We start from the raw sequence: 19,882 nt of genomic DNA, 5'->3' as shown, positions 1-19,882 counted from the left end.
CCGACCCGCTTGCGTGGTCAGACCACACCCGATACTGTGGTCTGACCACATGGAGGAGGTCGGAGCATGCCGGAGCAGCCCGCGCGCGCCTGGCGCACCGTGCTCGAGCACATCGAGCGCGACCTCCTCGACGGAAAACTCGGCCCGGGCGATCGGCTCCCTTCGGAGCGCGACCTCGCCGCCGATCTCTCGGTCGGACGCTCGAGCGTCCGCGAGGCGCTGCGTGTGCTCGAGGTCATGGGGCTGATCCGCACAGCCACCGGATCGGGACCGCAGGCGGGCGCGATCGTCATCGCGACGCCCACCGGAGGCATGTCGACTCTGCTGCGGCTGCAGGTCGCCGCCCAGGGCTTCCCTCTCGACGACGTCGTGCAGACCCGTCTCGTGCTCGAAGACGCCGTCGTGACGACGCTCGCGGGCCGCGCCGAGCGCGACACGGCTGAGGCGCACCGCATCCTGCTCGCGATGGACGCCGAGGGGCTCGCCCCTCAGGAGTTCCTCGCGCTCGACGCACAGCTGCACCTGGCGCTCGCACAGTCGAGCGGCAACTCGGTCATCGCCGCCATGATGGCGGGGCTCCGCACGGCCATCGAGTCGTATGTGGTCGCGGGCTCGGAGGCGATCGCCGACTGGACGACGATGGCAGACCGACTGCGAACAGAGCACCACGCGATCGTCGCGGCGATCGACGAGGGAGACGCGGATGCTGCGGGCGCCCTCGTGCGCGCGCACATCACCGGCTATTACGAACACGTTCTGGGCCACCGGCCCACCGACTGAAGGAGCACGATGGTCCAGCGCCAGCTTCCCAATCCCGCCGAACTGCTCGAGCTGATGAAGTTCAAGCGTCCGGACCTCAACGGCACGCGCCGCCGCCTGCAGAGCGCCCTGACCATCGACGATCTGCGCACGATCGCGAAGCGCCGCACGCCGAAGGCCGCGTTCGACTACACCGACGGGGCCGCCGAGGGGGAGCTGTCGTTGTCGCGTGCGCGTCAGGCGTTCCAGGACATCGAGTTCCATCCCGGCATCCTTCGCCCCGCGCCCGATGTCGACACCTCCGTGCAGATCCTCGACGGACCGTCGGCTCTTCCGTTCGGCATCGCCCCGACCGGATTCCCCCGCCTCATGCAGACCGAGGGCGAGGTGGCGGGAGCCGGAGCGGCGGGAGCCGCCGGCATCCCGTTCACCCTCTCGACGCTCGGCACCACGTCGATCGAAGGCGTCAAGGCCGCGAACCCCCACGGCCGCAACTGGTTCCAGCTCTACGTCATGCGCGACCGTGAGATCTCGTACGAGCTCACCCGTCGCGCGGCTGCGGCAGGTTTCGACACGCTGCACTTCACGGTCGACACCCCGGTCGCCGGAGCCCGCCTGCGCGACAAGCGCAACGGCTTCTCCATCCCGCCGCAGCTGACACTCGGGACGATCGTGAACGCCATCCCGCGGCCGTGGTGGTGGTTCGACTTCCTGACCACCCCGAAGCTCGAGTTCGCCTCGCTGAGCAGCACGGGCGGCACCGTGGGGGAGCTGCTGGATGCCGCGATGGACCCGACGATCAGCTACGACGATCTCGCCGTCATCCGCGACCTGTGGCCGGGCAAGATCGTCATCAAGGGCGTGCAGAACGTCGAGGACTCGGTGCGCCTGCGGGATGCCGGTGTCGACGGCATCGTCCTGTCCAACCACGGCGGAAGGCAGCTCGACCGTGCGCCGGTCCCGTTCCACCTGCTGCCCGACGTGCGCGCCGCGGTGGGCGAGGACTTCACTGTGATGATCGACACCGGCATCATGAATGGCGCGGACATCGTGGCCTCGGTCGCGCTCGGGGCCGACTTCACGCTCATCGGCCGTGCCTACCTGTACGGATTGATGGCAGGCGGCCGGGCGGGTGTCGATCGGGCGATCGCGATCCTCCGGAGCGAGATCGAGCGCACCATGCGGTTGCTGGGCGTATCGTCGCTGGCGGAGCTGGAGCCCGCGCACGTCACGCAGCTCACGCGGCTCGTGCCGGTGTCGCGGGCCGTCGCCGAGGCGACGTCCGTCTGATCGGTGCGGTTCAGAGGTTCACGAGCAGTGCGGTGAGCTTCTCGGCCGTGTCCTCCCACCCGTCGACGGCGACGGAGGGCACGCCGAGGGCGAGCACGGGGTAGTCGTTGCCGCCTTCATCGAGCCGGTCGCCGTAGAACAGCATGGCGTCGAGCGGGATGCCGGTGTGCTCCGACAGCTGGCGCATGCCATAGGCCTTGTCGATGCCCGCGCGGGTGATGTCGATCGACGTCGAACCGCCGGCACGGACCTCCAGCCCCGGCAGGCGTGCGGCGACCGCGTCGCGCAGGGCGAGGCGCTTGCTGCCGGTCGGATCCCACTCGTGCTTGGCATCGCGGGGAGCCTGCTGCCCCAGTGCCGAGAAGGTGATCTGCGAACCGCGGTCCTCGAGGATCTCACCCCAGGGCTCGGCCTCCCACAGCCCCAGCCGCTCGGCCTCCTCGCGCAGCGCCGTGAGGGCCGCCGTCTTCTCCACTGCACTGAGGTCATGCGCGTACACAGGGGCGAACTCGGTGCCGTCATGCCGCAGGTACCGCGTGCCGCAGGTCGGCAGGAGGTGCAGGCGAGCGAGGTCGGCGGCATCCGCAGCGCCCAGCTGCGCGATGACCTGGGTGCGGAACTGCTGCTCGTTGCCGCCGGAGATGATGGCGACGTCGACCGTGCGCAACAGGGCGCGCAGCAGTTCGGCGATGCGTGGGCTGATGGCGCCCTTCGACGGTGCGAGGGTGTCGTCGAGATCGAAGGCGACGAGAGCAGGCGAGGTCATGATGTCTCCAGGGTAGGGGACGGATGCGGTGAGGTCCGCGGTGCGAAGAACACCGTGCACAGGATGGCGATGCCCACGCCGGCAGTGGCACCGGCCGAGTTGGCGAGGAGATCGCCGACAGTGGCTTCCCGGTGCGGCAGGGCGAGACGCTGCGTGGACTCGATGGCGAACGAGAGGGCGGGCCCGATCGCGAGCGAGAGCAGCCACGCGCGCCGGGGGAGCAGCACGAACGCGAGCGCCCCGATCGGCACGAACATGAGAAGGTTGGCGAGGAACTCGACGCGGGCGAAGTCCATGGAGGCGCCGCCGAGGAGCTGGGCGGCGGACACGACGCCGTCCACGAAGTCGGGCAGCGCGTCCTCGACGCGCCACGGCGCCAGCCCGAGGAGCGCGAGCCCCAGAAGGAAAGGGATGCCGAGGCCGAGCGCGACGCCTCGGGTGGCGGGGCGCGGCGGAGGAAGAGGTGAGCCCATGCGCGTCCCCTTCGCCATGCGTTCGAATATGCGGAAGGCCGCCCCGGCAGGGCGGCCTTCTGTGTCACTGGTCGGGGTGACAGGATTTGAACCTGCGACCTCTTCGTCCCGAACGAAGCGCGCTACCAAGCTGCGCCACACCCCGTTTGCAACCCTCCGAGTCTATAGGAGAAGAGTCCGAAACGGCGAATCGAGCCCGCGATCACCGCGACGTGAGCGTGAGCAACGTCGCCTCTGGGCGGCACGCGAACCGGATGGGGGCGTAGATCGAGTGACCGCAGCCTGCGCTCACGTTCAACGGCACGGTGCGCTCACCCGACGTCCAGGTGCTCAGCCCCTTCGCCTGCTTCAGCGGGATGTCGCAGTTCGCGACGAGCGTGCCGAATCCGGGGAGGCAGACCTGTCCGCCATGCGTGTGCCCGCCGAAGATGACGTCGGCACCGAGATCGACGAAGCCGTTGAGCACGCGCTGGTAGGGCGCGTGGGTGACGCCGATGACCGGGGTCTTCGGGTCACGGGGGCCCAGCTGCGCGATGGCGGCCGGGAGTGCTTCGAAATCGTCCCAGTCACGATGCGCGTCGCCGACACCGAAGAAGTCGACGACGCGTCCGCCCACCTCGACCCGGGCCGCCGTGTTGTCGAGCGGCGTCCACCCGAGTTCGTCGGTGAAGAAGCGATCCATCGCGGCCGTGTCGAGTTCGGGCGCCCAGTGCTGCTTCTCCGAAGGGCCCGCGAAGTACTTGAGGGGATTGCGGGGGGAGGGTTCGCTCACGTCGTTGGAGCCGTGCACGAACACTCCGGGGATGCCGGCGAACGGCTCGAATGCCCGTCGGATGCCGGCGAGACCGTCGCGGTGCCCGAGGTTGTCGCCGGTGTTGACGATGAGGTCCGGCTGCAGCTGCGCGAGCGAGGCGAGCCAGTCCTGCTTGCGGTGCTGCCACGGCGCCATATGCGCGTCGGAGATGTGCAGCACGCGGATCGGCGCGGATCCAGGAGCGAGTGCGGATGCCGTCACCTCGCGCACCGTGAACAGGTAACGCTCGATGCCGATGCCCCAGACCGCTGCGGCCGCACCGGCGGCCCCCACCGCGCCGAGCGCGATGAGGGCCGGGTGCGCGGAGCGACGAGAGCTCACTGGCACGACACGGTGATCGTCGTGGTCTTGCTCGCGGCGCTGCCCGCGGCCGGGTCGGTGCTCGTCACCTTCGAGTTCGGCGGGTTGCACGAGTTGTCGAACGCGATCGAGGTGAACCCTGCTCCGAACAGTGTGTTCTGCGCCTCGGCCCTGTGCTGCCCGATCACGCCGGCAGGCACAGTCGCGCCTTGGCCGTTGCTCGGCGACAGGGTGACGGTCGAACCGGTGGGTGCCTGGCCCGAGGGGTTCTGCGCGGCCACGGTGCCGGCGGGCAGATCGCTGTCGACCTCGGGGCCGACGGTCGCCGAGAAGCCCGCATCGTCGAGGATCGCCGTGGCTTCGTCGATCGACTTGCCGACGACGTTCGGCACCTCGGCGGTGACCTGTCGCGTGAGCTTGTTGTCGGGCTTGGGGAAGGCGTCGCCGCCGTACACGTCGTTGGCTGCGGACTGGATCGCCCGCGCCAGGCCGTATCGGATGTCGCCGAGGCGCACGCCGTCCCCGTTGCGGAAGCTGTTCAGCGGGGCACGGCCGTCGATGTTTCCCACCCACACAGCGGTCGTCACCTTGGTGCTCGACTCGACGAGCATGGTGTGCTCCTTCTCGGCGGTACCGGTCTTGCCGATGACCGGGATGCCGTCGTTCGGGTTCGCTGCGGCGCCGGTGCCGCCGTTCATGACGCCGCGGAGGGCGAAGGCCGCGGTCGCCGCGACCTCGGGAGCGAGCACCTGGCTGCACTTCGTCTCCGGGATCTTCTGATCCTGCCCGTCGCTGCCGACGACGCGGTCGATGGCCTTGGGCTCGCAGAAGGTGCCGTTGTTCGCGACGGCGGCGTATGCGCCGGCCATCTGCAGCGGTGCGACGCTCTTCGAGCCGAGCACGGTCGGGAACGGGGCGTTGGGCGCCTGGTTGACGTCCTTGCCGCCGACGGTGATGTCGTCGCCGTTGCCGTAGTGCACGCCGAGGCTCTTCGCGGTCTCGTTGATGTCGCACAGGTCGAGCTGCTGCGCCATCGCGAGGAAGCCCGTGTTGAGCGACTGGGCGGTGAAGCGGGCGACGCTGCTGACCGAGCCGCCGCCGTTGCCGAAGTTGTTGATCTTCGTGGAGTTCGTGATCTTGTCGCCACACGCCGTGAAGGGGCTGAACGTCTTCAGTCGGCCGTCGAGGACCTGGTTCACCGAGTGCCCGGTCTTCAGCCATTCGAGCAGCGTGAAGAGCTTGTACGTCGATCCGGTCTCGAAGCCGTAGGTGCTGCCGCCGTGGGCGCGGTCGGCGGCGAAGACCATGGCCGTCTCGCCCGCGCCGAGGTTGGCGTTCGCCGACTCGTTGAACACGGTGTTCTGAGCCATCGCGAGGATGCGGCCTGTCGTGGCCTCGATCGACACGCCGGTGCCGCCGACGAGGATGCCGGGCATCGCCTGCGGGACGCGGGCCTTCACGGCGTCGATCGCGGGCTGCTGCACGCGCATGTCGAGGGTCGTGTAGATCTGGAGCCCGCCGCGGCGAAGGTTCGATCGCCGTTCCTCGGGGGTGTCGCCGAACGCGGGATCCTTCTCGATGACCGACTTCACGTACTGGCAGAAGTACGCGTTGTCACCGGCCGCGGCACACCCCTGGGCGGAGTCGTGGAGCACGGGGACGACCGGAGTCGCCACGGCTTCGTCGTGCTGCTCCTTCGTGATCTTGCCGTCGATGAGCATGCGGTCGAGCACATAGTTGCGGCGTTCGAGCGTGAGCTTGTAGCCGTCCTCGGCCGAGTTGTACGCGACGCCGTCCTTGGTCGTCCCGGTGCCCTGGGGCATGTCGATGCGGAGCTTGTTCGGCTCCTGCACCATGCCTGCGATGGTCGCGGCCTGCACGAGCGTGAGATTCGCGGCCGACGTGGAGAAGTAGCGGTTCGCCGCCGCCTCGATGCCGTAGACGGTGCCGCCGAAGTTCGAGATGTTGAGGTACCCGAGGAGGATCTCGTTCTTCGAGTAGTCCTTCTCGATCTTGAGCGCATACCGCATCTCACGCAGCTTCCGCTCGATGCCGGCGCTGCCCTTCGCCACGGCCGCGTCGAGCCAACACTGCTGGATCTGCTTCTCGTAGTCCTCTGCGCCCGGGTCGACGTCTTGCTCGCACTCCTGCACCTGCACGTTCTTCACGTACTGCTGCGTGATGGTGGAGGCGCCGCGGTCGGTCGTCCCGGCGACGTTGCCGAGCGCGGCCTTGATGGTGGCGCCGAGGTTGACGCCGCCGTGGTTGTAGAAGTTCTTGTCCTCGCTGGAGAGGATCGCGTCATACATCACCGGGGCGACCTGGTCGTACGTCACCGGGATGCGGTTCTGCTCGTAGAAAGATGCGAGGGGGAAGGGGTTGCCGTCGACGCCGGTCGCGTAGATGGTCGACTGCTCCATGGGAGCGGTGACCTGGAGGTTGTCGGGGAGCTCCTCGAACAGCGAGAACGCTCGCGATCCGGTGATGCCGGTCATGGCGAGGACGGGGGTGACGCTGGCCGTGACAAGGAGGCCGGCGACGGCGCTCAGCCCGACGAGGCCGAGGAGGCCGCCGAGCACGCCCTTCACCGTGCGGTTCGTTTGAGGCATACGCTTGATCGTAGGGGAGTTCCCTGAATACCGCCTTTGACGCGACTGCGTCCTCATCGGACCCCGAGCCTGACGACGGGCCAGACAGGAGTGCCATGACCACGTGGGAATATCTGACCACGCCGCTGCTCATCCACAACACCGCGGCCATCCTCAACAACTGGGGCAAGCAGGGCTGGGAGCTCGTGCAGGTCGTGCAGGGACCCGAGGGCGGTCTCGTGGCGTACTTCAAGCGTCCGGTGACGACGGATGCCGCGCAGAACGCGGGTCTCGCGGCTGCGGCCGAGGCCTCGCGTCAGTTCGAGGGCGATGTCCCGAGCGAGCGCAGCGAGTCGACGGGCGGTGCGGCATGAGCGTGTCGGCGCGCCTCGCCGAACTCGGCATCGAACTCCCCGCCGTCGCCGCACCGGTGGCGGCGTACGTCCCCGCCGTCGTGCACGGCGACCTCGTCTACACCTCCGGACAGCTGCCCTTCACTGACGGCGCGCTTCCTGCGACGGGCAAGGTCGGCGGCGCGGTGACCGCGGAGGACGCGAAGCTCTACGCCCGCGTCTGCGCGCTCAACGCGCTCGCGGCTGCGGCGGATGCCGCCGGTGGAATCGAGCGCATCGCCGGAGTGCTGCGAGTGGGCGGTTTCGTGGCCTCGACGCCGGACTTCACCGGTCAGCCAGGAGTCATCAACGGCGCGAGCGAGGTGCTGGGCGAGATCTTCGGCGACGCGGGCCGCCACGCGCGGGCGGCCGTCGGAGTCCCGGTTCTTCCGCTCGACAGCCCGGTCGAGGTCGAGGTCACCTTCATCCTCTCCTGACGCGGCGCCACCGTGACGGCATCCGCGCCGCACGGCATCCGCGCCCGTCATGGCGCACCGATGCCCCCTTCTTCAACGCCGAGACCCCCTCTCATTCACGCGAATGCGAGGGGGTCTCGGCGTTGAGACGGGGTCTCGGCGGACTCCGGCTACTTGACCTGTGCCGAGATGATGCTCATGACCGCGGTGTCGGCCAGGGTCGTCGTGTCACCGACCTCGCGGCCCTCCGCCACGTCTCGCAGCAGGCGACGCATGATCTTGCCGGAGCGGGTCTTGGGCAGTTCGCCGACGATGTAGACGTCGCGCGGCCGCGCGATGGCGCCGATCTGCTCGCCCACCCACTGACGCAGCTGCTGAGCGAGGCCCGCAGGGTCGTGCTCGGCGAGGTAGCTCTCCTTGATGATGACGAAGGCGACCACCGCCTGGCCGGTCGTCTCGTCGGACGCGCCGACCACGGCAGCCTCGGCCGTCGCCTCGTGCGCCACGAGCGACGACTCGATCTCGGCCGTCGAGAGCCGGTGGCCCGACACGTTCATGACATCGTCGACGCGTCCGAGCAGCCAGAGGTCTCCGTCGTCATCGAGGCGCGCACCGTCGCCGGCGAAGTAGTATCCCTGCTCCTCGAACTTCTCCCAGTAGGTCTCCTTGTAGCGCTCCGGGTCGCCCCAGATGCCGCGGAGCATGCTCGGCCACGGCTTCGTGATGACGAGCAGCCCGCCGTTGCCGTTGCCGACCTCCGTGCCGGATTCGTCGACGACGTCGATCGAGATCCCGGGCAGCGGGACCTGGGCCGAGCCGGGCTTGGTGGCAGTGACACCTGGGAGCGGCGAGACCATGATGGCCCCCGTCTCGGTCTGCCACCACGTGTCGACGATGGGGGTCTTGCCGCCGCCGATGACCTCGCGGTACCACATCCATGCCTCGGGGTTGATGGGCTCGCCCACCGATCCGAGCACGCGCAGAGACGAGAGGTCGAACTTCTTCGGAACGCTGCGGCCGATCTTCATGAACGAGCGGATCGCCGTGGGTGCCGTGTAGAAGATCGACACCTTGTACTTCTCGATGATCTCCCACCAGCGTCCGGGGTGAGGGGAGTCGGGCGTCCCTTCGTAGAGCACCTGGGTCGCCCCGTTGGCGAGCGGGCCGTAGGCGACGTAGCTGTGGCCGGTGACCCAGCCGATGTCAGCCGTGCACCAGTACACATCGGTCTCGGGGTGAAGGTCGAAGACGTACTTGTGCGAGTACGCCGCCTGGGTGAGGTAGCCGCCCGAGGTGTGCAGGATGCCCTTCGGTTTTCCCGTGGTGCCCGAGGTGTAGAGGATGTACAGCGGGTTCTCCGCCGGGAACGCCTGCGCCTCGTGCTCGGCGGATGCCGCGGGCACGACGTCGTGCCACCAGATGTCACGGCCCTCGGTCCAGTCGACCTCGTTCTCGCCGCGCTTGACGACGAGCACGTGCTCGACCGTCTGCTGCTCGCCCTCACCGCGGTCGGCGAGCGCCTGGTCGACGGCGGGCTTCAGTGCGGAGACGCGGCCCTTGCGGTAGCCGCCGTCTGCCGTGATCACGAGCTTCGCGCCCGCGTCGTCGATGCGCGACCGCAGGCTGTCGGCGCTGAACCCGCCGAACACGACGGAGTGAATGGCGCCGAGGCGTGCGACGGCGAGCATCGAAACGATGGCCTCGGGGATCATCGGCAGGTAGATCGCCACGCGGTCGCCGTGGCTGATTCCGAGGTCGCTGAGCGCGTTCGCCGCACGCTTGACCTCTTCGGTCAGCTCGGCGTAGGTGATGGCGCGGGAGTCGCCTGGCTCGCCCTCCCAGTACAGGGCGATGCGGTCGCCGTTCCCTGCCTCGACATGCCTGTCGAGGCAGTTGTATGCCACGTTGAGCTCGCCGTCGTCGAACCACTTGGCGAACGGGGGGTTCGACCAGTCCAGCACCTGCGTGAACGGGGTGTGCCAGTGCAGGAGCTCGCGCGCCTGGTCGGCCCAGAACGCTTCGCGGTCGGCTGCGGCGCGCTCGTACAGCTCGGGAGAGGAGATCGACTGCGCGACGAACTCCTCCGACGGCGGGAACTGGCGGGTCTCATCGAGAAGGTGATCGATCTGACTGCTCATCGGCAGGCGCTCCTTTGCGGCAATGCGGGTCGTGCGGGTGTGATCTCGCGTCGCGTGATCAAGTCAGGGTGAATCTAGTCCCGACCCCTGTCACCGCATACTGCCGAAAGTCAGTAGTCGTGCCGGTTTTGTCAGGACGGTCGCCTTGCGTACACTCGACGACAGCCGAAATCTATTCCGGCCTTGGTGCGCCCGATTCCCCCGATCGGTTGACGTGCCGTGGGCGGCATCTCATTCCCCCCGTGAGATGCCGCCCATTCCGTTGAGAGCGCTCTCGTCACGTGCCAGACGGCGGGGTCGCCATCGTCGCCGACGTGCGCACCGTTTCTGCACGGATGCCTGTTCCCTCGAGTTGTGCACAGCGCTCGGGCGGATCGCCTCGCGTCCGACGCGCAGCATCGGCATCGTGCCTAGCGTCGGGGCATGCCCGATTCCTTCGTCTTCCAGCCGCGGACGCCTCGCGCGACGCGGGCAGGTGCCGCAGACGCCCGAGACGCGGCGATCACACTCGATCCGGCCTTCGGACCGCTGGCCGAGCACTGCGCGGACACGCGGGTCACCGATGTCTTCGTCAACGGCTCGTCCGGACTGTTCGTCGATCGCGGCTCAGGCGCCGAGAAGGTCGACGGCTGGAGCGCCTCGGAGCGCGAGGTCCGCGACCTGGCGGTCGCCCTGGTCGCGCTCGGAGGACGCCACCTCGACGACCAGGCCCCGTGCGTCGACGTCCGGCTCGACTCCGGCATCCGCGTACACGCGGTGCTCGCGCCGGTGTCGACGAAGGGCACGGCGCTGTCGATCCGCATCCCGCGAGTGCGCGCAGCCGACCTCGACGCGCTCGCCGGCCTCGGCTCTCTCGATGCGCGGCAGCACGCGTGGCTGCTGCGTCTCGTCGCCGAGCGCGCGAACCTCCTCATCACCGGCGGAACGGGCACGGGAAAGACCACGCTGCTCTCCGCACTGCTCTCCGCGGCCTCGGAGGGCGAGCGCATCGTCACCATCGAAGACGTCGCCGAGCTGCGTCCGCGCCATCCGCATCACGTCGCCCTCGAAGCGCGGCAGGCGAACCTCGAGGGCGCGGGAGAGATCAGCCTCGCGCGTCTGGTCAGGGAGTCGTTGCGGATGCGCCCCGATCGCCTCGTCGTGGGCGAATGCCGAGGCGAGGAGGTGCGAGAGCTCCTCACCGCGCTCAACACCGGGCACGACGGTGGCGCGGGCACGATGCATGCCAGCGGGCTTCGAGACGTCCCTGCGCGCCTCGAGGCGCTCGGCGCCCTCGCCGGCATGGACGCCACTGCGCTCGCGCGCCAGGCGGTCAGCGCCTTCACGATCGTGCTGCATCTCGAGCGCGACCCTGGCGGCACGCGGCGCATAGCCCAGGCGGGTCGCCTCACGCTCGTCGCCGACAGGCTCGGCATCGAGGAGGTGCACCCATGGTGAGCCAGCGTCGGCGGCGGCATGCTCGGGGCGCGATGCAGGGTGACCCCGCCGAAGCGGCGGCGTCGGTGCAGACCCTGGCGGTGCTGCTGCAGGCCGGCGCCGTGCCCCTGGTGGCGTGGCGCCACCTGGCGGAGACAGGCGACGCGCATGCGGCCGCGATCGTCGATCGCGCCGATGAGGGCACGCCGCTCGTCACCGCGATCGAGCAGGAAGGAGGGCCGTGGGTCGACCTGGCCGCCGCGTGGGAGATCGCGACCACGGTCGGCGCGCCCCTCGCCGAGGTGCTCCGCATGCTCGCCGAAACCCTGCGAGACGCGGCTGCCGCAGCCGACGACGTGCGCATCGCCCTGGCGGAGCCGGCCGGCACAGCGCGGCTGCTTCTCTGGATGCCGCTCGCCGGCCTCCTGCTCGGTGCGGCACTCGGATTCGACACGATCGGCGCCGTGACGAGCAACCCGGCGGGCGGCGTCTGCGTCGTCGCGGGCCTCGGTCTCGTCGTGCTCGCGCGGTCCTGGACGCGTCGCCTGCTCGCGCGCGCCCAACCCGAACCGGGCACGCCGGGCATGCAGGCGGAGCTCGTCGCCGTCGCCCTCTCCGGCGGAGCCTCGGTCGATCGCGCGCTGCGTCTCGTCGCGGAGAGCCCTGCGTCGCACCTCGGGGGAGAGGAGCGCATCCGCAATGTCCTCGACCTGTCCCGCACAGCGGGCGTTCCCGCCGTCGAGCTGCTGCGGGCCTCAGCCGCGCAGGAGCGGCACGACGCACGGGTGGCGGGGCGGCTGAGGGCGTCTGCGCTGTCGACACGGCTCCTGCTCCCGCTGGGGATCTGCACCTTGCCGTCCTTCCTCCTGCTCGGCGTGGCTCCGCTGATCCTCAGCGTGCTCACGTCGACCCCGCTACCGCTGGGAGGTGTCGACCTATGAGACACCCGCACCCTCGATCCGACCCGCACCACCCGTGGCAGGCGCCCCGCGCGCAGGCCCGGACCACCCGGCGTGCCGTGGAGGCGGCATGCCCCGAAGAAAGAGAGACGAACATGAAGAAAGAGGAACCGATGAACACCCTTCCCGCACTGACCCGCCGCCGCGCCTCGTCGCTGTTCGGAGACGACACGGGGGCGGCCACGGCCGAGTACGCCATCACCACGATGGCGGCGGTCGCGTTCGCCGGACTGCTCGTCGTGATCATGCGGTCAGACGAGGTCCGCGGCATCCTCACCGATCTCGTGCGCCGCGCCCTCACGGTGGCCTGATGCACCGCGAACATCCCAAGGATGAGCGTGCGCACGTCGCGTCGAAGGACGAACGCGCGCATGTCGAGTCGAGGGGCCGTACGGGCGGTCCGCTCACGGGCGACCGCGGCTCCGTCGCGGCGGAGCTCGCCCTCGCTCTGCCCGCGGTCGTGCTCGCGCTGATGCTCGGCGCCGGCGCGCTCGGGGCGGCGTCGCGTCAGGTGTCGCTGCAAGACGCCGCGGCCGACGCCGCCCGCCTGCTCGGACGCGGTGAGGGAGCGGATGCCGCGGCCCGCGCGGTCGCCGCCACGGCGCCCGGCGCACGGCTGTCGCACGTGGACGAGGGAGATCTCGTGTGCGTCACGACGTCCGCCGACGCCAGGGTCGCCGGGCTCGTCTCCGTCCCGCTCGCGGCATCGAGCTGTGCGCTGGGCGGTGGACGATGACCGGCGGGATCCGCTGATGGCTGGTTCCGCGCTCGCCGCGGGCGTGCTCTCGGTCGCGGCCATGCTCTCTCTGGGCCTGGCCGCGATCGGGGGTGCGGCAGTCACGGCCCAGCGCGCTGCGGGCGCAGCCGACGCAGCGGCGCTGGCGGCGGCCGACGCGGCCAGCGGTGCCGTCATCGTCGAGGAGGGGCCGTGCGACGTCGCGGCGAGGGTCGCGGCGGCCTCACGGGCCACTCTCGTCGAGTGCGCGATCGACGGGTTCGTGGCGACCGTCCAGGTCCAGGCGGCGTACGCTGGTCTGGCTGCCGTCTCCCGCGCCCGAGCCGGGCCACCCGAGCGGAACTGACGGCTGTTCATACGACGTGCACGGTGAACCCCCGCATCACTGTGGTGTGTATGGTGTGCTTCGAAGAAAGGACGCACCCTTGGCTGAAGGCAAGAAGCTCGTCATCGTCGAGTCCCCGACGAAGATGCGGTCGATTCAGGGGTACCTCGGCGACGACTACGAGGTGCTCAGCTCCGTCGGCCACATCCGCGACCTCGCCGACAAGAAGGACATCCCGCCCGCCGATAAAGAGGCATACGGCAAGTACTCGATCGACGTCGAGAACGACTTCGACCCGTACTACGTGGTGTCCGATCGCAAGGCGAAGACGGTCGCCGAGCTCAAGCGCGCGCTGAAGTCGGCATCCGAGCTCCTGCTCGCCACCGATGAAGACCGCGAAGGCGAGGCGATCGCGTGGCACCTGCTCGAGACCCTCAAGCCCAAGGTGCCCGTCAAGCGCATGGTGTTCCACGAGATCACCAAGGACGCGATCCAGGCCGCCGTCGGCAACACCCGTGAGCTCGATCATGCCCTGGTCGACGCGCAGGAGACCCGCCGCATCCTCGACCGCCTGTACGGGTGGGACGTCTCTCCCGTCCTCTGGTACAAGGTGAAGACGGGCCTGTCCGCCGGACGGGTGCAGTCTGCCGCCACCCGCATGATCGTCGACAGGGAGCGCGAGCGCATGGCGTTCGTGTCGGCGGAGTACTGGGACGTCGAGGCCACCGCGGCCGCCGACGCGCAGGGCTTCCGCGTGCGGCTGGTGCGTGTCGACGGAGGACAGCTCGCACGGGGCACCGATTTCGATGACGCCGGAGCGCTCAAGAAGGCCGTCGTCGTCCTCGACGAGCAGACCGCCGCCGCGCTCGCCGCAGCGGTCGAGGCGGCAGGCACCGCGTCCGTCACGAAGGTCGAGGCGAAGCCGGGAACGCGCAGCCCGTACGCGCCGTTCACCACCTCCACGATGCAGCAGGAGGCCGGACGCAAGCTCTCGATGAGCGCCAAGCAGGCCATGAGTGTCGCGCAGCGCCTCTACGAGAAGGGGTACATCACCTATATGCGCACCGACTCCACGGCGCTCAGCACCCAGGCGGTGCAGGCGGCGCGGAGCCAGGCCGTGGCCCTCTACGGCGACAACGCAGTGCCGCTCAAGCCCCGCGTATACAAGTCGAAGAGCAAGAACGCGCAGGAGGCGCACGAGGCGATCCGTCCGTCGGGGGAGAACTTCCGCACCCCGGCATCCGTCTCGGGGGAGCTCGACCGCGAGGAGCTGCGGCTCTACGACCTCATCTGGAAGCGCACCGTGGCGAGCCAGATGGCCGACGCGAAGTACGAGACCACGACGGTCACGCTGTCGGTGCAGGCGGGTGACCGCACGGCCGAGTTCACCGCTTCGGGGACCGTGTACACCTTCAAGGGCTTCCTGGAGGCATACGAGGAAGGGCGCGACGAGAAGCGCAACTCGCAGGATGCCGCCGACGACCAGTCGCTTCCCGCCGTGTCGGTGGGCGACACGGTGTCGATCACGGGTGCCGAGGCGAAGGGGCACCGCACGACCCCGAAGCCCCGATACACCGAAGCCTCACTGGTCAAGGCCCTCGAAGAGCACGGCATCGGCCGCCCGTCGACGTTCGCCAGCATCATCGGCACGGTCATCGACCGCGGCTACGCGACCAAGCGCGGTCAGGCCCTCGTGCCGACCTGGCTCGCGTTCAGCGTCGTGCGCCTGCTCGAGGAGCACTTCGCCGACCTCATCGACTACGACTTCACGGCGGCCCTCGAAGACGACCTCGACGCGATCGCCCGCGGCGAGCAGAAGCGGGTGGAGTGGCTGAAGTCGTTCTACTACGGGTCGGAGAACCAGGTCGGGCTCCGGCAGGTGGTCGACAACCTGGGCGAGATCGACGCGCGAGCGCTGAACTCCACCCGCATCACCGACACCGCCACCCTGCGGTTCGGCAAGTACGGCCCGTACCTCGAGGTGATCAACCCCGACGCTCCGGACGAGAAGCCGCGCATCGTCAACGTGCCCGAAGACCTCGCGCCCGACGAGCTCACGCCCGCGAAGGCGCAGGAGCTCATCGACGCGCCGGTGGCCGGTGACCGCGTGCTGGGCGAGAACCCCGAGAACGGCAAGATCATCGTCGTCAAGGACGGGCGGTTCGGCCCCTACGTGCAGGAGAACGACCCCGTCTCGGACGACGCCCAGGTCGACGAGGCGACCGGCGAGGTCGTGGAGACGCCCAAGCCCAAGCGTGGAACGAAGAAGGAGGCTGCGCCGAAGCCGCGCACCGCTTCGCTGTTCCGCTCGATGTCGGTCGACACGATCGACCTCGACACGGCGCTCAAGCTGCTCAGTCTTCCGCGCGTCGTCGGCACCGACCCGGCCACGGGCGAGGAGATCACGGCCCAGAACGGACGCTTCGGGCCGTACCTCAAGAAGGGGGCCGACTCGCGGTCTCTGGAGAGCGAATCGCAGATCTTCGACGTCACCCTCGAGCAGGCGCTGGAGATCTACGCCCAGCCGAAGTACGGTGCGCGTCGGGCGTCGAGCGCGCTCGCCGAGTTCGACGCCGACCCCGTGAGCGGCAAGCCGATCCGTGTCCGCGACGGGCGCTTCGGCCCCTATGTCACCGACGGAGAGACCAACGTGACGATCCCGCGGGGGCAGAAGCCCGAGGACATCACGTTCGAGCTCGCCGTGCAGATGCTCGCCGACAAGCGTGCCAAGGGCCCCGCCCCCAAGCGAGGCGCGGCCAGGAAGGCGCCCGCCAAGAAGGCTCCCGCCAAGAAGGCTCCGGCGAAGAAGGCTCCGGCGAAGAAGGCTCCGGCGAAGAAGGCTTCCGCGAAGAAGTCCGCAGCCTCCGGAGCGACGGATGCCGAGAAGGCGGCCGCACGTTCCGCTGCTGCGAAGAAGGCCGCGGCGACGAGGGCCGCGAACGCCGCGAAGCGCGCCCAGTGACAGGGGTGGGCGAGGTGAACCAGGGGAGCGGCGCCGCCGACACGGGCGACGGTGCCGGCGCCGCGGAGACCAGCGGCGGGCAGGTGGAGGCGCGCCGCGGGCTGTGGATCACGCTCGAGGGCGGAGACGGCTCGGGCAAGACCACCCAGGCAGAGATCCTCACCCGCTGGCTGACGGATGCCGGACGGACGGTCGTGCGCACGCGCGAGCCGGGCGGCTCCGCGGTGGGGCAGCTGATCCGCGAGATCGTCTTGCACCATCGTGGTGACATCGCACCGCGGGCTGAAGCTCTGCTCTATGCGGCCGATCGCGCGCACCATGTGGCGACGGTCGTGCGACCGGCGCTCGAGCGCGGCGAGATCGTGTTGCAAGACCGTTATCTCGACTCGTCGGTCGCGTATCAGGGGGCCGGACGCGTACTCGACGGCCACGAGATCCGCTCGTTGTCGCTGTGGGCGGCCGAAGGAGCGCTGCCCGACCTCACGGTCCTGCTCGACCTCGACCCCGGCGAGGCCCGCACCAGGCTCGACTCCGCGGACAAGCCGTTCGACCGGCTGGAGGCCGAGAAGGCCGAGTTCCACGGGCGGGTGCGCGACGCGTACCTCGACCTCGCGGCCGCCGAGCCCCAGCGCTTCCTCGTGGTGGATGCATCGGCATCCGTCGACGACATCGCGGCCGAGATCCGGCGACGCGTCGCTGAGCTGATCGGCTGAGCCCCGACGCGGGCGATGTCCGCCCCGCAGGTTACGCTGAATGCATGCCCCAGACCGTCGCCGCCGATTTCCCCTGGGGCGACGTGTGGGGTCAGCCCGAGGCCGTCGAGACGCTGCGCAGCGCGGCATCCGACCCCGGGGCGCTGTCGCACGCGTGGCTGATCACGGGCCCTCCCGGCTCCGGCCGGTCGACCCTCGCGTATGCCTTCGCTGCCGCCCTCATCGCCGAAGGGCCCGACGACGAGGCTACGATGAGGCAGGTGCTCGCCGGCACGCATCCCGACATCACAGTGCTGCGCACAGACAAGGTGATCATCACGATCGCCGAGGCGAGGGCCCTCGTAGAACGCTCGTACTTCGCGCCCTCGGCCGGCCGCTACCGCGTGATCGTCGTCGAAGACGCCGACCGCATGGTCGAGCGCACCTCCAACGTGCTCCTGAAGGCGCTCGAAGAGCCCCCCGAGCAGACAGTGTGGATCCTGTGCGCTCCCAGTGAGGCCGACCTCCTGCCGACGATCCGCTCGCGCGTGCGGTCGCTGCGTCTGCGTGAGCCAGACGTCGACGACGTCGCGCGGCTCATCGCGCTGCGAACGGGCGTCGATGCTTCGGTCGCAGAGCAGGCGGCGCGTCACGCCCAACGCCACATCGGCATGGCGCAGCGGCTCGCGACGGATGAGGCCGCGCGGCGCCGCCGCGACGTCACGTTGCGGTCGGTGCTCCGCGTTCGGGGCGTGTCCGACGCCGTCGAGGTGGCGGGAGAGATCATCCAGGCCGCCACCGAAGACGCCAAGGCGCTCACCGCCGAGCGAGACGCCGCAGAGCGCGCCTCGCTGCTGCGCACGGTCGGCATCGCCGAGGGCCAGGCCGTGCCGCCTGCGCTTCGTGCGCAGCTCTCCGCTCTCGAAGACGAGCAGAAGAAGCGAGCCACGCGCAGCCTGCGTGACGGCATCGACCGCGTGCTGACCGACCTGCAGTCTCTGTTCCGCGACGTCGTGATGCTGCAGTACGGGCGCACCGGCGACCTCATCAACCGTGAGCTCCACGCAGAGCTGAGCGCCGTCGCCGAGGCGTGGCCGCTCGACCGTACGCTTGTCGTACTCGATCATCTTGCCGACACCCGGGAGTCGCTGGAGCGCAATGTCGCTCCGCTGCTGGCCCTGGAGAGCTTGCTCGTGACTGTCGCGAGCGGGAGGAAACTGTGAACACTCGACCCGCTTCCCGCCTGCGCCGCGCCGTCGCCGTGGTCGCCGGACTGGCCGCAGCTTCCGTTGCCCTCTCCGGCTGCCTGTACTCGATGATCCCCGAGGGCGGGTCGAAGCCCGCGGTGACGAAGGCGCCGGACACCGAAGGTGTGGCGGCCGACCTCCTCCCTTATTACGGCCAGACGCTCTCGTGGAGCGACTGCGGATCGGGCTTCGACTGCACCGAGGTCACCGCGCCGCTCGACTGGGAGAATCCGCAGTCGGGTGAGATCAGCCTGTCGGTGGTGCGTCACCGCGCATCCGGCACGGCCAAGGGGTCTCTGCTGACCAATCCGGGCGGCCCGGGGGCGAGCGGCGTCGACCTCATCAAAGAAAGCCTCGACTACGCCGTCGGCTCGGCGCTCATCGACGACTACGACGTGATCGGGTTCGACCCGCGGGGTGTCGGACAGTCGACGGCGGTGACCTGCTACGACGCAGCCGACATGGACGCCTACCTCTACGGCATCCCGGCGAGTCCACGCGGGAGTGCCGAGTGGGAGAGCGAGCTGCTCGACGCGCACAAGAAGTTCGCCGAGGCGTGCGATGCCAACAGCGGCGGCATCCTTCCGTACATCACGACCGTGAATGCTGCGCGCGACATGGACCTGCTGCGCGCGGTCCTCGGAGACAAGAAGCTGAACTATCTCGGCTATTCGTACGGGACCTTCCTCGGCGCGACGTACGCCCAGCTGTATCCCGAGCGCGCAGGCCGGCTCGTGCTCGACGGGGCGATCGACCCCGCGGTCTCAGGGCTCGACGTCAGCGCGACCCAGGCACTGGGTTTCGAGTCGGCCCTGCGCGCCTACATGAAGAGCTGCCTCGACAGCGGCGAGTGCCCGTTCAACGGCACCGTCGACGAGGCGATGACTGATCTCGGCGCCCTCCTCGCGAGCGTCGACGCCACGCCGCTGAAGAACGGCGACGGGCGTCGTCTGGGCGCCGACGCCCTCATGACCGGCATCATCGCAGCCCTGTACTCGGAAGACAGCTGGTCGTACCTCACGCAGGCCCTCGACGAGGCGTTGCAGGGCGACCCGACCACGGCGTTCCTCCTCGCCGACTTCTACAACGGCCGCGAGGACGGCGTGTACGTCGACAACTCCAGCGAGGCGTTCCGTGCGTACAACTGCATGGACTACCCGGTGGAAGACGACCCCGCGGCCGAGGCCGCCAGCAAAGCGAAGATCGCCGAGGGGGCGCCCACGGTCGCTCCGTACTGGGAAGGGCCCGATGCCTGTTCGGTGTGGCCGTACCCGCCGACGGGCACGCGCGGCGAGATCCACGCCGAGGGAGCGGGCCCGATCGTGGTGATCGGTACCACGAACGACCCCGCCACCCCGTACGAGTGGGCGGAGTCGCTGGCGGCACAGCTCGACGAAGGCGTGCTCATCACGCGCGTCGGGGAGGGACACACCGGATACAACAAGGGAAATTCCTGCGTCGATGAGGCGGTCGACGCCTTCTTCCTCGACGGCACGGTGCCGCAAGACGGCCTCCGCTGCGAGTGAGCCAGAGCCGGCGACAGCCCGCGGCGCGCCGCTGCATCTCTCGATTCGCGGTGGCGGTCCGAACCGGGTAACATCGTTGATCG

At 69.5% G+C, this 19,882-nt stretch carries 18 protein-coding genes and 1 tRNA gene; 13 read left to right on the top strand and 6 right to left on the bottom strand.

Annotation, left to right across the window (positions count from 1 at the left end):
- Window positions 1–66: 66 nt before the first annotated feature.
- Window positions 67–780, top strand: a complete 714-nt coding sequence (locus tag AB663_RS00190) for a FadR/GntR family transcriptional regulator (protein ID WP_067194239.1) — start codon at window positions 67–69, stop codon at window positions 778–780.
- Between the two features lie 9 nt (window positions 781–789).
- Window positions 790–2,049 carry an alpha-hydroxy acid oxidase gene (locus AB663_RS00185; RefSeq protein WP_067194237.1) on the top strand — a complete coding sequence of 420 codons (1,260 nt, stop codon included), beginning with the start codon at window positions 790–792 and terminating at the stop codon, window positions 2,047–2,049.
- A gap of 10 nt (window positions 2,050–2,059) precedes the next feature.
- Here the strand turns inward: AB663_RS00185 and AB663_RS00180 are convergent, their stop codons facing one another.
- The 5 genes from AB663_RS00180 to AB663_RS00160 form a co-directional block, all read right to left on the bottom strand.
- Complete coding sequence (locus AB663_RS00180) at window positions 2,060–2,815, bottom strand: HAD-IIB family hydrolase (protein ID WP_067194234.1); 756 nt, start codon at window positions 2,813–2,815, stop codon at window positions 2,060–2,062.
- Window positions 2,812–3,288 carry a VanZ family protein gene (locus AB663_RS00175; RefSeq protein WP_198147892.1) on the bottom strand — a complete coding sequence of 159 codons (477 nt, stop codon included), beginning with the start codon at window positions 3,286–3,288 and terminating at the stop codon, window positions 2,812–2,814. Before AB663_RS00175 ends, AB663_RS00180 begins: the two co-directional genes overlap by 4 nt.
- 68 nt (window positions 3,289–3,356) lie before the next feature.
- Window positions 3,357–3,433: transfer RNA gene (locus AB663_RS00170), tRNA-Pro, on the bottom strand.
- Window positions 3,434–3,490: 57 nt separating this feature from the next.
- A complete protein-coding gene (locus AB663_RS00165; protein ID WP_067194228.1) occupies window positions 3,491–4,423 on the bottom strand; it encodes a metallophosphoesterase in 933 nt (310 codons plus the stop codon).
- Window positions 4,420–7,011, bottom strand: a complete 2,592-nt coding sequence (locus AB663_RS00160; RefSeq protein WP_067194225.1) for a transglycosylase domain-containing protein — start codon at window positions 7,009–7,011, stop codon at window positions 4,420–4,422. Before AB663_RS00160 ends, AB663_RS00165 begins: the two co-directional genes overlap by 4 nt.
- Window positions 7,012–7,106: 95 nt before the next feature.
- On the opposite strand from AB663_RS00160, the gene AB663_RS00155 reads away from it, so the two are divergent.
- Window positions 7,107–7,364, top strand: coding sequence for a hypothetical protein (locus tag AB663_RS00155; RefSeq protein ID WP_067194223.1), 258 nt, complete (start codon window positions 7,107–7,109; stop codon window positions 7,362–7,364).
- Window positions 7,361–7,819, top strand: coding sequence for a RidA family protein (locus AB663_RS00150; RefSeq protein ID WP_067194220.1), 459 nt, complete (start codon window positions 7,361–7,363; stop codon window positions 7,817–7,819). Before AB663_RS00155 ends, AB663_RS00150 begins: the two co-directional genes overlap by 4 nt.
- Window positions 7,820–7,968: 149 nt before the next feature.
- On the opposite strand, the gene acs is transcribed toward AB663_RS00150, so the two are convergent.
- Entirely contained in the window at window positions 7,969–9,936 is a 1,968-nt protein-coding gene (acs, locus tag AB663_RS00145) for an acetate--CoA ligase (RefSeq protein WP_067194217.1), read from the bottom strand.
- A 423-nt stretch (window positions 9,937–10,359) separates the two neighbouring features.
- Between acs and AB663_RS00140 the strand changes: the two genes are divergently transcribed.
- The 9 genes from AB663_RS00140 to AB663_RS00100 all read left to right on the top strand — a co-directional run bounded on the left by AB663_RS00140 (window position 10,360) and on the right by AB663_RS00100 (window position 19,799).
- Window positions 10,360–11,373, top strand: a complete 1,014-nt coding sequence (locus AB663_RS00140) for a TadA family conjugal transfer-associated ATPase (RefSeq protein WP_157540769.1) — start codon at window positions 10,360–10,362, stop codon at window positions 11,371–11,373.
- On the top strand, window positions 11,367–12,293 hold the full coding sequence (locus AB663_RS00135) for a type II secretion system F family protein (protein WP_067194214.1): 927 nt from the start codon (window positions 11,367–11,369) through the stop codon (window positions 12,291–12,293). The genes AB663_RS00140 and AB663_RS00135 overlap by 7 nt, the downstream gene beginning before the upstream one ends.
- A gap of 131 nt (window positions 12,294–12,424) precedes the next feature.
- Window positions 12,425–12,622 carry a DUF4244 domain-containing protein gene (locus AB663_RS00130; protein ID WP_067201888.1) on the top strand — a complete coding sequence of 66 codons (198 nt, stop codon included), beginning with the start codon at window positions 12,425–12,427 and terminating at the stop codon, window positions 12,620–12,622.
- Window positions 12,622–13,047, top strand: coding sequence for a TadE family type IV pilus minor pilin (locus AB663_RS17460; RefSeq protein ID WP_232304583.1), 426 nt, complete (start codon window positions 12,622–12,624; stop codon window positions 13,045–13,047). Before AB663_RS00130 ends, AB663_RS17460 begins: the two co-directional genes overlap by 1 nt.
- 16 nt (window positions 13,048–13,063) lie before the next feature.
- A complete protein-coding gene (locus AB663_RS00120; protein ID WP_067201883.1) occupies window positions 13,064–13,393 on the top strand; it encodes a helicase in 330 nt (109 codons plus the stop codon).
- A gap of 79 nt (window positions 13,394–13,472) precedes the next feature.
- Entirely contained in the window at window positions 13,473–16,334 is a 2,862-nt protein-coding gene (topA, locus tag AB663_RS00115; RefSeq protein ID WP_067194211.1) for a type I DNA topoisomerase, read from the top strand.
- Window positions 16,335–16,417: 83 nt separating this feature from the next.
- The gene (tmk, locus tag AB663_RS00110; protein ID WP_067201880.1) at window positions 16,418–17,047 is read left to right on the top strand and encodes a dTMP kinase; all 630 of its coding nucleotides are present in this window, start codon (window positions 16,418–16,420) and stop codon (window positions 17,045–17,047) included.
- 44 nt (window positions 17,048–17,091) lie between these two features.
- On the top strand, window positions 17,092–18,249 hold the full coding sequence (locus tag AB663_RS00105) for a DNA polymerase III subunit delta' (protein ID WP_067194208.1): 1,158 nt from the start codon (window positions 17,092–17,094) through the stop codon (window positions 18,247–18,249).
- A complete protein-coding gene (locus tag AB663_RS00100; RefSeq protein ID WP_067194205.1) occupies window positions 18,246–19,799 on the top strand; it encodes an alpha/beta hydrolase in 1,554 nt (517 codons plus the stop codon). The genes AB663_RS00105 and AB663_RS00100 overlap by 4 nt, the downstream gene beginning before the upstream one ends.
- The last annotated feature ends 83 nt before the right edge of the window (window positions 19,800–19,882 follow it).

It is taken from the genome of Microbacterium sp. XT11 (assembly GCF_001513675.1).
In the GTDB taxonomy this organism is placed as follows: Bacteria; Actinomycetota; Actinomycetes; order Actinomycetales; family Microbacteriaceae; genus Microbacterium.
Note: the sequence above shows the minus strand (reverse complement) of the source record. Positions and strands in the feature narration are given on the sequence as shown.

Bases quoted from the DNA above. Each gene is read 5' to 3' on its own strand.
- AB663_RS00190 (WP_067194239.1), top strand. From the start codon at position 67: ATGCCGGAGCAGCCCGCGCGCGCCTGGCGCACCGTGCTCGAGCACATC.
- AB663_RS00185 (WP_067194237.1), top strand. From the start codon at position 790: ATGGTCCAGCGCCAGCTTCCCAATCCCGCCGAACTGCTCGAGCTGATG.
- AB663_RS00180 (WP_067194234.1), bottom strand. From the start codon at position 2,815: ATGACCTCGCCTGCTCTCGTCGCCTTCGATCTCGACGACACCCTCGCA.
- AB663_RS00175 (WP_198147892.1), bottom strand. From the start codon at position 3,288: ATGGGCTCACCTCTTCCTCCGCCGCGCCCCGCCACCCGAGGCGTCGCG.
- AB663_RS00160 (WP_067194225.1), bottom strand. From the start codon at position 7,011: ATGCCTCAAACGAACCGCACGGTGAAGGGCGTGCTCGGCGGCCTCCTC.
- AB663_RS00155 (WP_067194223.1), top strand. From the start codon at position 7,107: ATGACCACGTGGGAATATCTGACCACGCCGCTGCTCATCCACAACACC.
- AB663_RS00150 (WP_067194220.1), top strand. From the start codon at position 7,361: ATGAGCGTGTCGGCGCGCCTCGCCGAACTCGGCATCGAACTCCCCGCC.
- acs (WP_067194217.1), bottom strand. From the start codon at position 9,936: ATGAGCAGTCAGATCGATCACCTTCTCGATGAGACCCGCCAGTTCCCG.
- AB663_RS00140 (WP_157540769.1), top strand. From the start codon at position 10,360: ATGCCCGATTCCTTCGTCTTCCAGCCGCGGACGCCTCGCGCGACGCGG.
- AB663_RS00135 (WP_067194214.1), top strand. From the start codon at position 11,367: ATGGTGAGCCAGCGTCGGCGGCGGCATGCTCGGGGCGCGATGCAGGGT.
- AB663_RS00130 (WP_067201888.1), top strand. From the start codon at position 12,425: ATGAACACCCTTCCCGCACTGACCCGCCGCCGCGCCTCGTCGCTGTTC.
- AB663_RS17460 (WP_232304583.1), top strand. From the start codon at position 12,622: ATGCACCGCGAACATCCCAAGGATGAGCGTGCGCACGTCGCGTCGAAG.
- AB663_RS00120 (WP_067201883.1), top strand. From the start codon at position 13,064: ATGGCTGGTTCCGCGCTCGCCGCGGGCGTGCTCTCGGTCGCGGCCATG.
- AB663_RS00105 (WP_067194208.1), top strand. From the start codon at position 17,092: ATGCCCCAGACCGTCGCCGCCGATTTCCCCTGGGGCGACGTGTGGGGT.